The following is an 11,903-nucleotide window of genomic DNA, read 5'->3' on the forward strand; positions in this document are numbered from 1 at the left end:
GGCCGGCGCCGCGCGGCGCGGATGACGGCGCTCAAGCGCCGATCGCCCTGGCATTCCTGAGCCCGGCGATCCTTCCTCCTCCCGTTCTTCTTTCGCGCACTTCCTGATCGCCGGGCCTCCTCCAAGCCCGCGCGTCGGCGCGTCCGCCTCATCCCGCTCCCTCGATGGAGCCCGCGGCACGCCTTCACTTCATCAGGAGCGATCCATGCAAGCCACCGCCTCGTTCACGCGACTCGAACGAACCCTCACCCAGCTCGACCACGCGCGCCTGCACAAGCTCGCCGCGCACGCGCTGCAGACGCGCGGCGCCAGCGACCCGGTCGCGCTGGCCCTCGAGGAGATGCTCGACTGCAGCGAGGTCGTGGCGCCGCAGGACGCGTCGCCGGACCTCGTCACGATGAACTCGCGCATCGAGCTCGAGGACCCCGCGCGCGGCGAGCGCTACACGATCACGCTGTGCTATCCGCGCGATGCCAAGCCCGCCGAAGGCGAGGTCTCGGTGATGTCGCCGGTGGGCGCGAGCCTGCTGGGCGCGCGCGTGGGGCAGGTGGTGGAATGGACCACGCCGGCCGGCGTGCACGGCTCGGCGCGCGTGGTGGCGCTGCAGTTCCAGCCGGAGGCAGCGGGCGAATACCTGCGCTGAAGCCGTCGCTTCAGCTGGCGGCCCCGTGCAGCAGGCTGCCGGGCGTGGTGCCGTAGGCGCTCTTGAAGGCGCGCGAGAAATGCGAGAGGTCGCTGAAGCCGCACTGGTAGGCGGCCTGCGTGACCTGCTGCACGCGGCCCTCCGACAGGATGTGGAAGCTCTGCGCGAGCCGGCGCTTCCAGAGGTGATGCATCACCGTCGTGCCGTGGGCCGCGAACACGCGCGTGAGCGTGCGCGGCGAGACGTGCGCGGCCTCGGCCACCTCGGCCATCGAGAGGCCGGTGTCGTCCAGGTGGGCGTCGATGTAGCGCACGGCCTTCTCGTAGATCGAGCCGTGGCGCGTCGCCGCGGCGGCGCCCTCGGCCACGTCCTGCAGCTCCATCGCGGCGCTCAGCGTGTCGAGGAAGGCCGCGGCGAAGCGCGCCTGCGCGGGCAGGGCGGCATCGCGCGTCTCGAAGCGCAGCGCCTCCTCGGCCATGCCGTGCAGCAACCCGGCCAGCGAGCTGCCGTCGGCGATCTTGAGCGCCATCATGTGCTCGGCCTTCGGAAAGCGCGACAGCAGTTGCTGGCGCGGAAAGCGCACCAGCAGCAGCGATTCGGGCGCGAGCTCGTGCACGAAGGGCCGGGCCGCGTCGTACAGCACGATGTCGCCGGCCGCCGCGCGCAGCGTGCGGCCCTGTTGCGCCATGTTGGCCTGGCCGCGCTGGAAGAAGGCGGCGACGATGTCGTCGTCGGGCGCGATGCGCGCGAGCTGGTCGGTGCGGATGAAGGTGTGCGGCTTCGACTGCATGCGGCACACCGTGAGGCTCGCGAGCTGCTGGCCCGAGAGGCAGCCGTCGAAGTCGCGTGCGAATTCGCCGCGCGCCGGTATCAGGCGCCGGCACACCGACTCGCGCCAGAATTCGGTCTTGTGCCGCGGCGCGAGCGCCTCGGTCGAGTGGTAGAAGCCCATGGTCGACACCCTCCGCGCCGATGGCGCGCCGCGGATTCTTGCAAGAAACAAGCCCAAAGAAAAACGGCCCGAAGGCCGTTTTTTTTCATGAGAGAGGGCGGGCAGGGCGCGCCGCTTACTCGATCTTCGCCTTGGCGCGCAGGTCTTCCTGGTACTTCTGCAGGCGCTGCTGCTGCAGCTGCTGCGTGATCTGCGGCTTGATGTCTTCCATCTTCGGCAGCTGGGCCTGGCGGATGTCGTCGACGCGGATGATGTGCCAGCCGAACTGGGTCTTGATCGGGGCCGGCGTGGTCTCGCCCTTCTTGAGCTTGATCATCGCTTCCGAGAATTCGGGCACGAAGTTGGCGGGGTTGGCCCAGTCGAGGTCGCCGCCATTGGCGCCCGATCCGGGGTCCTTGCTCTGCTTCTTGGCGATGTCCTCGAACTTGGCGCCCTTCTTGAGGTCGGCCATGATCTTCTTGGCCTGGTCCTCGGTCTCGACCAGGATGTGGCGCGCCTTGTATTCCTTGCCGCCATTGGCCGCGACGAACTTGTCGTACTCGGCCTTCACGTCGGCGTCCGAGACCGGATTGGTCTTGCGGTAGTTCTCGAACAGGGCGCGGATCAGGATCGCCTGGCGCGCGAGCTCGAGCTGGTTCTTGTAGTCCTCGGTGGCGTCGAGGCCCTGCTTCTGCGCTTCCTGCATGAACACTTCGCGCGCCACGATTTCCTCGCGCAGCTGGCCTTGCATCTCGGGCGTGACCGGGCGGCCGGCCGCGGCCAGCTGCTGGGCCAGCGCGTCCATGCGTGCCTTGGGCACTGCCTTGCCGTTGACGATGGCTGCGTTCTGCGCCAGGGCAGCCATGGGAACGGCACCAAGCAGCGCTGCGGCCGCGACGGCCTGCAAGATTTGTTTTTTCATGGATTGAATGTCAGGCTGAGAAATGCGCGTTGGATGAAAGTGCGCGTGGAGGAAACCGGAGGAAAGACACAGGGGAGGGAGCGCCGCCGCGGAGAACCGGGCCCGGCAGCCGGAGGCTGGCGGTGGATGGACGACTCAGAGCACCTCGATGGCGATGGCGTGCAGACCCTGTGCGATGAAAAGTTGGAGGGCATCATACACAAGCCGATGACGCGCCACGCGTGGCTTTCCCTCGAACAGCGGGGAGGCGATGCGGACCCGGAAATGGGTGCCGAATCCCTCGGCATTGGCACCCGCGTGGCCCGCGTGCGCGGCGCTCTCGTCGATGACCTCGAGCGCCGTCGGCCGCAGCGCGGCGCGCAGCGCGGCCTCGAGGGCCGCCACGGTCGGCAGCGGATGCGAAGCGGTGGTGCCGTTCATGCTCAGGCCGCCGGCTTGTCGTCGCCGCTCTTGAGATGCGGCGAGATGTACAGCCCCTGCGCCACCAGGAACACGATCGGGAAGGCGTAGCCCCAGAGCTTGAAGTTGACCCAGGCCTCGGTCGTGAAGTAGGCCGCGACGTAGCCGTTGATGGCGGCCATGAAGAGGCAGTAGCCGATCCATGCGATGTTCAGCCGCATCCAGATGCGGTCGGGCAGCTCGAGCTGCGAGCCCAGCAGCATCTTCAGGAAGTTCTTGCGGAAGGCCCACAGGGCCACGGCCAGCGCCACCGCCATCGCGCCGTAGAGCACGGTCGGCTTCCACTTGATGAAGCGGTCGTCGTGCAGCACCAGCGTGAGCGTGCCGAACAGCAGGATCAGCACCAGCGTGGCCTTCTGCATCGCCTGCAGCTTGCGTTCCATCGCGTAGATGATCGCCATCTGCACCACCGTGGCGGCCATGAGCACGCCGGTGGCGGTGTAGATGTCGGCGAGCTTGTAGGCCCCGAAGAACAGCAGGATCGGGAAGAAGTCGAGGATCAGTTTCATGCAGTCGGATGGCGAGGGGCCGGAGGGAAAAGGAGGGCGCCGTTCAGGGCTTCTTCTGGAAATCCAGCGAGGCCGAGTTCATGCAGTAGCGCAGGCCGGTCTCGGTCGGTCCGTCGGGAAAGACGTGGCCCAGGTGCGCGCCGCAATTGGCGCAGACATTCTCGGTGCGCACCATGCCGTGCGAGCGGTCGACGATGTTGCGGATCGCGCCGGGCACGGCTTCCTCCGAGAAGCTGGGCCAGCCGCAGCCGGCGTCGAACTTGGTGGCCGACTCGAACAGCTTGGCGCCGCAGCACACGCAGTGGTAGGTGCCGTCGTCCCAGTGGGCTTCGTACTTGCCCGTGAAGGGGCGCTCGGTCGCCGCGTGGCGGGTCACCTCGAAGGCGGCCGGTTCGGCGCCCTTCTCGGCGAGCAGCGCTTTCCATTCGGCATCGGTTTTCTGGACGGGTGTGTTCATGATGAGCAGCTGATTTCGATCGTGGAAGCCCAGTCGGGCGGGAACCCGGCATACGCATCGGCGCCGGGATGTTCTTCAAATGGGGATTCCAGCAGGCCGAGCAAGGTGGCCACGCCCGAGAAGTCCTTGCGGTCAGCCGCTTCGATGGCCTGCTGGCCCAGGTGGTTCCGCAGCACGTACTTCGGATTGCTGCGCAGCATCAGTTCGGCGGCCTGCTCGCGCGGGATCTGGTTGTGGCGCTCCAGAAACGATAGCAGCCAGGCGTCGAAGCCGGCGCGGTCGATGAACAGCTCGCGCACCGGCTCGATGTTGCCGTCGGCCCGGTACTGGGCCAGGCGGCGCCAGAAGATCGTGTAGTCGGTCTTCTCGGCCGCCAGCAGCTTGAGCGCGTCCTCGATCAGTTGGCGGTCGCCATCGGCCGCGTCGGCGAGGCCGAGCTTGGCGCGCATGCGGTTCTCGAAGGCGTTCGGAAAGGCGCTCTTGTAGGGCTCGAGCGCGGCCAGCGCGAGTTCCTGGTCCTCGATCAGCGGCAGCAGTGCCTGGCCGAGGCAGAACAGGTTCCAGTACGCCACGTTGGGCTGCTGGTTGAAGGCATAGCGCCCGCCGGTGTCGCTGTGGTTGCAGATATGGCGCGGATCGAAGCCGTCGAGGAACTGGAACGGTCCGTAGTCGATGGTGAGCCCCAGGATGCTCATGTTGTCGGTGTTCATCACGCCATGGCAGAAGCCCACGGCCTGCCAGTGGGCCAGCAGGGTGGCGGTGCGCTCGCTCACGGCCTCGAGCAGCGCCGCATAGGGGTTGCCGCCGAAGCGCCCGTTGTGGCGGCAGGCCGGGTAGTAGCGGTCGATCACGTAGTCGGCCAGCGCGCGCAGTTCCGCGTGCTGCTGGTTCGCCGCGAAGTGCTCGAAATGGCCGAAGCGGATGAAGCTCGGTGCCACCCGCGTGACCACCGCGGCGGTCTCGATCTCCTCGCGGCGCACGCGCGCGTCCGAGCCGGTCACGCACAGCGCGCGCGTGGTCGGGATGCCCAGGCCGTGCATGGCTTCGCTGCAGAGGAACTCGCGGATGCTCGAGCGCAGCACGGCGCGGCCGTCGCCCATGCGCGAGTAGGGGGTGCGGCCCGCGCCCTTGAGCTGGATCTCGAGGCCGCCCGCGGTCTCGCCGAGCAGGATGGCGCGGCCGTCGCCGAGCTGGCCGGCCCAGACGCCGAACTGGTGGCCGCTGTAGACGCTGGCCAGCGGCCGCGCGCCCGCCAGCGGAACGTTGCCGCTGAGCGCCTCCAGGAGCGCGTCGCTGCGCCAGTCCTCGGGCAGGCCCAGTTCGCGCGCGACCTGGTCGCTGTGGCCGACCCAGTACGGTGGCGTGGGCGAACTCAGCGGGGTGGGGCGCAGCTCGGTGAAGAAGCGCGGGCCCAGCGCCGCGAAGCCTTCGACCCATTCCAGGCCCAGGTCGGCGTTCTCGGGCCGGGTTCCGGCTGGATCGGTGCGGGTTGCTTCGGCAAGCGGGCTCGTGGGCGTCATGGCCCGATTGTCCGGCAGACCACGAGACCCCAGGCCGGGGGCGGTCAGGCGGCGGCGCGCAGCAGCGGCAGGTTGGCGCCCTCGCCATGCCACAGCCGCGTGCGGTACTGCGCCGGCGGCAGGCCGAACCAGCGCTTGCAGGCGCGGAAGAAGTTGCTGCTGTCGACGAAGCCCAGCAGGTCGGCCACGTCGGTCAGGGTGTGGCGCTCCTGCGCCAGGTACTGCTGCGCGAGTTCGCGCCGGGTGCGGTCGAGCAGCGCCTGGAACGACACCGACTCCTCCTGCAGCCGGCGCTGCAGCGTGCGCTCGGCCAGGCCCAGGCCCGAGGCCACGTCCTGGCGGCGCGGCTCGCCGTGCGGCAGGCGGCGCGCGATCTCGGCGCAGACCAGGGTGCTGGTGGTGGTCTGGCCCAGCTGGTCGAGCTGGTCGTCGAGCAGGTGTTCCTGCATCTCGCCGAGCTCGGGGTGGCTGGTCGGCAGCGTCATCGCCAGGTCGGCGGCCGACAGCAACATGCGGTTGGCCGGGGCGCCGAAGCGCACCTCGCAGCCGAAGGCCTCGCGGTGCGGCCGGTCGTCGTCGGGGGGCGGATAGGCGAACTCGATCGCCAGCGGCTCCATCTCGCGCCGGATCAGCCAGCGGCACTGCATCAGCATGGTGAGCAGGGCGTACTCGACGCGCTGGCGCGGGATCGGCAGGCTGCCGCCCGTGTGCTGCATCACCATCCAGCGGCCGCGCGCCTCGGGCTGCACCGAGAAGGCGGTGGCATCGGAGATCACGGGCATGTAGCGCGCGAGCCGGTCCATCGCCTCGCCGAGGTCGACGCAGCAGGCCATGACGTGGGCGACGGTGCCCAGCTTGCTGTGGGTGGCGGCCAGGCCGCGGTGCAGGCCCAGCGTGGGCCGGCCCGCGCGCGCCACGGCCAGCTGCCACAGCACGGTGACCTCGTCGACCGGGATGCGCGCGTTCTGCCGCAGCAGCGACTCGGGGTCGAAGCCGGCGTCGCGCAGCAGCGAGGGCACGTCCAGGCCCTCGGCCTCGAACATCCTCAGCACCCCCTCGAGCCATGCCGACGAGCTGGTGCGCAGCTCGGGCTGCGGCATGCAGCCCGGACGGCGTGCAGGCCGGCGCGCATGGCGCGGGTTGGAGGCTCCTGAAGTCATTCGATTGGCTCGCTTGCGATAGCGGTGGAAACAGCACCCGTTCCTAGAATTTTTTTCGGGTTCGGCGGGCCGGAGTATGGCTGCCGGGCGCCGACGCAGGAATTCCGATTAACCCGGTGTGGAGACAAACACATGCAAGCAACGGCAACGGCACGAAAAAGCCAGGGTACGGCAGGACAGAAGACGAAGGTGGCCTCGGCCATCGCCATGGCCGCGATCGCGGCCGCCAGCCTGGGCCTGGTGGCCTGCGGTGGCGGCGGCTCGGGGCCGAGCGGGTTCCTCCCGGTGGCGCCGCCGCCCCCGCCGCCGCCCGCGCCGCCCCCGGCCGCCGACGGTCCGATGGTGCGCCAGACCACCGCCGGCAAGATCGAGGGCACGGACGACAGCGCCGCCACCGGCACCTTTTCCTGGAAGGGCGTTCCGTTCGCCCAGGCGCCGGTCGGCAACCTGCGCTGGGCGCCGCCCGCCGATCCCAAGCCTTGGGAGGGCGTGCGCGCCGCGAGCAAGTTCGGCCACAGCTGCGCCCAGGGCGGGCGCTACTTCAGCCCCGCGCCCGGCGACGCGCCGTTCGGCCTCGCCACCCGCGAGGGCTTCGGCAAACCGGTGGGCGACGAGGACTGCCTCACGCTCAACATCTGGCGCCCGAGCAACGACAGCGCCAAGCTGCCCGTGATCGTCTACATCTACGGCGGCAGCAACATCTCGGGCTACACGGCCGATCCGGGCTACGACGGCGCCCAGCTCGCCAAGCGCGGCAATGCCGTCGTCGTGACGATCAACTACCGGCTGGGCGTGCTCGGCTGGCTCGACCTGCCGCAGCTCAAGAACGGCGAGGCGAAGAACGACTCGGGCAACTTCGCGCTGCTCGACCAGATGCAGGCGCTGAAGTTCATCCAGGCCAACATCGGCGCCTTCGGCGGCGACGCGGGCAACGTCACGGTGATGGGGCAGTCGGCGGGCGCGGTCAACACCTGGGGCCTGGTGGTGTCGCCGTCGTCGGCCGGCCTGCTGCACAAGGCGGTGCCGCTGAGCGGCGGGATCGCCTTCTCGACGCGCGCCACCGCGCAGACCTATTCGAAGGGGTTGCTCGCGGCCATCGCCATCGCCGACGGCAAGGCCGCCGACACCACCGCGGCCAACGCCTGGGTGGCCTCGCAGACCGATGCGCAGATCGCGAGCTACCTGCGCGGCCTGTCGGCGAACAAGCTGCTGAGCGTCGTGCTCGCGAACCCGCAACTGGGCAATGCGCCCGCGCCGATCGAGGACGGCACCATCCTGCCCGTGAACTCGGTCGCCGAGGTCGCCGCCGGCCGCTTCAACAAGGTGCCGATGCTGATCGGCAACACGCGCGACGAGGGTACCTTGTTCGCCAACCTGTTCGGCACCTTCACGGGGCAGGGCCTGGGCTTCAAGCCGACCGACTACGAGCGCTTCGGCCTGCAGTACACCTTCAATCCCGACGTACCGACCACGCTCACCGAGGCCGACCTGATCAACGCGCCCTACCTGCCGGTAGGTAAACCGCTGACCGGCTGGAAGGCGGCCTCGGATTTCGCGACCAACGCGATCTTCCTCAACATCCTGCCGCCGCAGATCGATTCGGTTGCCAGGTACCTGCCGACCAAGACCTGGTACTACCGCTTCGACTGGAGCCAGCAGGTGGCGCCGTTCAACACCGTCTATGGCGCGACGCACGGGCTCGACACGGTGTTCATGTTCCACAACTTCGGCACCGGCATCTTCTCGTTCGCCTACGGCGAGGCGAACCGCCCGGGCCGCGAGGCGCTGTCGGATGCGATGGTCGGCAGCCTGTCCGCGTTCGCGCGCACCGGCGATCCGAACCATGCGGGCCTGGGCGTGACCTGGCCCAACTGGCCGCGCAAGATCGTGCTCGACGCGAGCAAGACGCAGCTGCAGAACAGCGCGCCCTGAGACGGTGCAGTGGCTGCGTACACCACCGTGGCGGCCAACGCCGCCACGGTGCCTGCATGCTCCGGCGGACGCCGGCTGTCGTCTGGACGACAGATCGGTGTCCGCAGACTGCGGGTTTCTGTCATTGTGCGAACGCACATAAATTGCGTGAATCGCGCTAGTCCTGAAAACCGCTGAATTTTGTTGAAAGAAGGAGCCTGTAGATGCTGGGTTTGATGCAAGACCGACCGCTTTTGATCTCGTCGCTGATCGAGTTCGTCGAGCGCCACAACGGCGACGGCGAGATCGTCTCGCGCCGGGTCGAGGGCGACATCCACCGCTGTACCTGGAGCGACATCGCATCGCGTTCCCGGCAGGTGGCCAATGCGCTGGACGGCGAGCAACTGCTGTTCAGCGACCGCATCGCGACCCTGGCCTGGAACGGCTACCGCCACTTGGAGCTCTACTACGGCGTCAGCGGCAGCGGCCGCGTGCTGCACACCATCAACCCGCGCCTGCATCCCGACCAGATCGCGTGGATCGCGAACCACGCCGAAGACCAGATCCTGTGCTTCGACCTCACCTTCCTGCCGCTGGTGCAGGCCGTGCACGCCAAGTGCCCGACCATCCGCAAGTGGGTCGCGCTGTGCGACCCCGACAAGCTGCCGGTCGACAGCGGCGTGCCCAACCTCGTGAGCTACGAGGACTGGGTCGGCGGCCAGTCCACCGAGTACCAGTGGCCGGTGTTCGACGAGAACTCGGCCTCGAGCATGTGCTACACGAGCGGCACCACCGGCAACCCGAAGGCCGCGCTCTACAGCCACCGCTCGACCATGCTGCATGCCTACGCCGCCGCGCTGCCCGACGTGATGCGCATCTCGGCGCGCGACTCGGTGCTGCCCGTGGTGCCGATGTTCCACGTCAATGCCTGGGGCATTCCGTACTCGGCCGCGCTCGTGGGCTGCAAGCTGGTGTTCCCGGGCCCGGCGCTCGACGGCAAGTCGGTCTACGAACTGATCGAAGGCGAGGGCGTGACCTTCGCGGCCGGCGTGCCCACCGTGTGGCAGATGATGCTGGGCCACATGCAGACCAACGGCCTGAAGTTCAGCACGCTGAACCGCACCGTGATCGGCGGCTCCGCCTGCCCGCCGGCCATGATCAAGGCCTTCCAGGACCTCTACGGCGTCGAGGTGCTGCATGCCTGGGGCATGACCGAGATGAGCCCGCTGGGCACGCTGTGCACGCTCAAGAACAAGCATCTGAAGCAGTCGCCCGAGGAGCAGCTCACGGTGCGCCTCAAGCAGGGCCGCGCGATCTTCGGCGTCGACATGAAGATCGTCGACGGCGAGAACAACGAGCTGCCCTGGGACGGCAAGGCCTACGGCGACCTGCTGGTCAAGGGCCCGTGGATCATCAAGGAGTACTTCAAGGGCGAGGGCGGCGATCCGCTGATCGACGGCTGGTTCCCCACCGGCGACGTCGCCACCATCGATGCCGACGGCTACCTGCAGATCACCGACCGCAGCAAGGACGTGATCAAGTCCGGCGGCGAATGGATCAGCTCGATCGACATCGAGAACATCGCGGTCGCGCACCCGGCCATCGCCATGGCGGCCTGCATCGGCGTGCACCACCCCAAGTGGGACGAGCGCCCGATCGTCGCGGTGGTGAAGAAGCCCGGCGCCGAGGTCACGCGCGAGGAACTGCTGAAGTTCTACGAAGGCAAGACCGCCAAGTGGCAGATCCCCGACGACGTGGTCTTCGTCGAGGCGATTCCGCTGGGCGCCACCGGAAAGATCCTCAAGACCCGGCTGCGCGAGCAGCTCAAGGACTACAAGCTGCCCGGCCTCTGAAGCGGGTTGCGGCGCCGGCTGTGTCGCCTAGGCGATAGCACGGCCACCGCCGCGGCCCGGCTTGCGGGCAATCCCTGTGCGAACGAAAAAAGCGCGCTTGTACGCTGCAAAGGCAGCCGATCGAGCCGCCCTACAACCTGGAGACCTTCATGCGTTTTGCCCTCAAGTCCATCGCCGTGTGCGCCCTGCTGGCCGGAGCCGGCGCGTCCTTCGCCCAGAAGGGCGAGACCGTCAAGATCGCCTGGCTCGACCCCCTGTCGGGCCTGATGGCCGCGGTGGGCACGAACCAGCTCAAGACCACGCAGTTCCTGGCCGAGGAATTCAACAAGAAGAACGCGTCGGGCGTGAAGTTCGAGATCATCGGCATCGACAACAAGCTCAGCCCGCAGGAAACCACCGCCGCGCTGCGCTCGGCCCAGGACCAGGGCGCGCGCTACATCCTGCAGGGCAACGGCTCGGGCCCGGCGCTCGCGATCATCGATGCGATCGAGAAGAACAATGCGCGCAACCCGGGCAAGGAACTGCTGTACCTGAACTACGCCGCGGTCGACCCCGACCTGACCAACAGCAAGTGCAGCTACTGGCACTTCCGCCTCGACGCCGACACCTCGATGAAGATGGAGGCGTTGACCACCTGGATGAAGGACCAGGCGGACATCAAGAAGGTCTACATCCTCGGCCAGAACTACGCGCACGGCGTGCAGGTCAGCAAGTACGCCAAGGAGAACCTCAAGACCAAGCGGCCCGACATCCAGATCGTCGGCGACGACCTGCATCCGCTGGCCCAGGTGCGCGACTTCTCGCCCTACATCGCCAAGATCAAGGCCTCGGGCGCCGACACCGTGATCACCGGCAACTGGGGTTCCGACCTGTCGCTCTTGATCAAGGCCGCCAACGACGCGGGCCTCAACGTCAAGTTCCTGACCTACTACGCGCCCGGCGCCGGCACGCCCACGGCCATGGGCTCGGCCTCCGCGGGCAAGGTCTACACCGTGGCCTATGCCCACTACAACATGGGTGGCGACATCCAGCGCCTGCTCGGCGAATTCAAGAAGAAGATGAACGACGACCTCACGCAGGCGTCGATCTTCCATGCCTTCGCGCTGCTCGACAACGCCTTCGTCCAGACCAAGTCGACCGATCCGGTCAAGGTCGCGGCCGCGCTCGAGGGCATGAAGATCAAGAGCTTCAACGGCGAGGTCGAGATGCGCAAGACCGACCACCAGCTGCAGCAGGGCCTGTACATCGCGCGCTGGGAGAAGGCCAGCGCCAAGTACCCCTACGACGCCGAGAACACCGGCTACACCAACGTTCCCGTGAAGTACTACGAGTCGTACGTGGCGAGCACGCCGACGACCTGCCAGATGAAGCGTCCCTGAGCGCGTTCATGTGCATTTCCTACCCAAAGGTAGCAAAGCCTACCGCCGGGTAGAAATTGGAGAAATGCGCTGTCGCCTGCGCGATAGAAACCGGGCTTCCCGGCACTCCCCTTACGGGCAATCCCTGAGGGGAGGGGCAGGGAACGCTTGTACGCTCGT

General features: G+C 67.9%; 11 protein-coding genes. 4 read left to right on the forward strand and 7 right to left on the reverse strand.

Going from position 1 to position 11,903, the window contains the following annotated elements:
• Positions 1–205 precede the first annotated feature (205 nt).
• Positions 206–643 (forward strand): nucleoside diphosphate kinase regulator, encoded by a 438-nt coding sequence (rnk, locus tag KV106_RS00505; RefSeq protein ID WP_057597052.1) that lies wholly within the window; start codon positions 206–208, stop codon positions 641–643.
• 10 nt (positions 644–653) lie between these two features.
• On the opposite strand, the gene KV106_RS00510 is transcribed toward rnk, so the two are convergent.
• From KV106_RS00510 to KV106_RS00540, 7 genes are all read right to left on the reverse strand, one after another.
• A complete protein-coding gene (locus KV106_RS00510) occupies positions 654–1,595 on the reverse strand; it encodes a helix-turn-helix domain-containing protein (RefSeq protein WP_261205653.1) in 942 nt (313 codons plus the stop codon).
• A 115-nt stretch (positions 1,596–1,710) separates the two neighbouring features.
• Entirely contained in the window at positions 1,711–2,496 is a 786-nt protein-coding gene (locus tag KV106_RS00515) for a peptidylprolyl isomerase (protein WP_057597050.1), read from the reverse strand.
• Positions 2,497–2,631: 135 nt separating this feature from the next.
• Positions 2,632–2,916, reverse strand: a complete 285-nt coding sequence (locus KV106_RS00520) for a BolA family protein (protein WP_057597049.1) — start codon at positions 2,914–2,916, stop codon at positions 2,632–2,634.
• A gap of 2 nt (positions 2,917–2,918) precedes the next feature.
• On the reverse strand, positions 2,919–3,464 hold the full coding sequence (locus KV106_RS00525) for a septation protein A (RefSeq protein ID WP_057597048.1): 546 nt from the start codon (positions 3,462–3,464) through the stop codon (positions 2,919–2,921).
• Positions 3,465–3,507: 43 nt separating this feature from the next.
• A complete protein-coding gene (gene msrB / locus KV106_RS00530; RefSeq protein ID WP_057597047.1) occupies positions 3,508–3,921 on the reverse strand; it encodes a peptide-methionine (R)-S-oxide reductase MsrB in 414 nt (137 codons plus the stop codon).
• Positions 3,918–5,441, reverse strand: coding sequence for a protein adenylyltransferase SelO (locus KV106_RS00535; protein ID WP_261205654.1), 1,524 nt, complete (start codon positions 5,439–5,441; stop codon positions 3,918–3,920). The genes msrB and KV106_RS00535 overlap by 4 nt, the downstream gene beginning before the upstream one ends.
• Before the next feature lie 44 nt (positions 5,442–5,485).
• Positions 5,486–6,601 (reverse strand): AraC family transcriptional regulator, encoded by a 1,116-nt coding sequence (locus KV106_RS00540; protein ID WP_082322247.1) that lies wholly within the window; start codon positions 6,599–6,601, stop codon positions 5,486–5,488.
• Positions 6,602–6,733: 132 nt separating this feature from the next.
• Between KV106_RS00540 and KV106_RS00545 the strand changes: the two genes are divergently transcribed.
• From KV106_RS00545 to KV106_RS00555, 3 genes are all read left to right on the forward strand, one after another.
• Positions 6,734–8,533: a carboxylesterase/lipase family protein gene (locus KV106_RS00545; protein ID WP_261205655.1), complete on the forward strand. Its 1,800-nt coding sequence runs from the start codon at positions 6,734–6,736 to the stop codon at positions 8,531–8,533.
• A 203-nt stretch (positions 8,534–8,736) separates the two neighbouring features.
• On the forward strand, positions 8,737–10,365 hold the full coding sequence (locus tag KV106_RS00550; protein WP_261205656.1) for a 3-(methylthio)propionyl-CoA ligase: 1,629 nt from the start codon (positions 8,737–8,739) through the stop codon (positions 10,363–10,365).
• Between the two features lie 149 nt (positions 10,366–10,514).
• A complete protein-coding gene (locus KV106_RS00555) occupies positions 10,515–11,744 on the forward strand; it encodes a branched-chain amino acid ABC transporter substrate-binding protein (protein ID WP_057596420.1) in 1,230 nt (409 codons plus the stop codon).
• Positions 11,745–11,903 lie beyond the last annotated feature (159 nt).

It is taken from the genome of Variovorax endophyticus (genome assembly GCF_025376855.1).
Taxonomy (GTDB): domain Bacteria; phylum Pseudomonadota; class Gammaproteobacteria; order Burkholderiales; family Burkholderiaceae_C; genus Variovorax.

Excerpts from the sequence above, each read along its gene's own strand:
- KV106_RS00510 (WP_261205653.1), bottom strand. The coding sequence starts at position 1,595 with ATGGGCTTCTACCACTCGACCGAGGCGCTCGCGCCGCGGCACAAGACC.
- KV106_RS00550 (WP_261205656.1), top strand. The coding sequence starts at position 8,737 with ATGCTGGGTTTGATGCAAGACCGACCGCTTTTGATCTCGTCGCTGATC.
- KV106_RS00555 (WP_057596420.1), top strand. The coding sequence starts at position 10,515 with ATGCGTTTTGCCCTCAAGTCCATCGCCGTGTGCGCCCTGCTGGCCGGA.
- KV106_RS00540 (WP_082322247.1), bottom strand. The coding sequence starts at position 6,601 with ATGACTTCAGGAGCCTCCAACCCGCGCCATGCGCGCCGGCCTGCACGC.
- rnk (WP_057597052.1), top strand. The coding sequence starts at position 206 with ATGCAAGCCACCGCCTCGTTCACGCGACTCGAACGAACCCTCACCCAG.
- KV106_RS00545 (WP_261205655.1), top strand. The coding sequence starts at position 6,734 with ATGCAAGCAACGGCAACGGCACGAAAAAGCCAGGGTACGGCAGGACAG.
- KV106_RS00535 (WP_261205654.1), bottom strand. The coding sequence starts at position 5,441 with ATGACGCCCACGAGCCCGCTTGCCGAAGCAACCCGCACCGATCCAGCC.
- msrB (WP_057597047.1), bottom strand. The coding sequence starts at position 3,921 with ATGAACACACCCGTCCAGAAAACCGATGCCGAATGGAAAGCGCTGCTC.
- KV106_RS00515 (WP_057597050.1), bottom strand. The coding sequence starts at position 2,496 with ATGAAAAAACAAATCTTGCAGGCCGTCGCGGCCGCAGCGCTGCTTGGT.
- KV106_RS00525 (WP_057597048.1), bottom strand. The coding sequence starts at position 3,464 with ATGAAACTGATCCTCGACTTCTTCCCGATCCTGCTGTTCTTCGGGGCC.
- KV106_RS00520 (WP_057597049.1), bottom strand. The coding sequence starts at position 2,916 with ATGAACGGCACCACCGCTTCGCATCCGCTGCCGACCGTGGCGGCCCTC.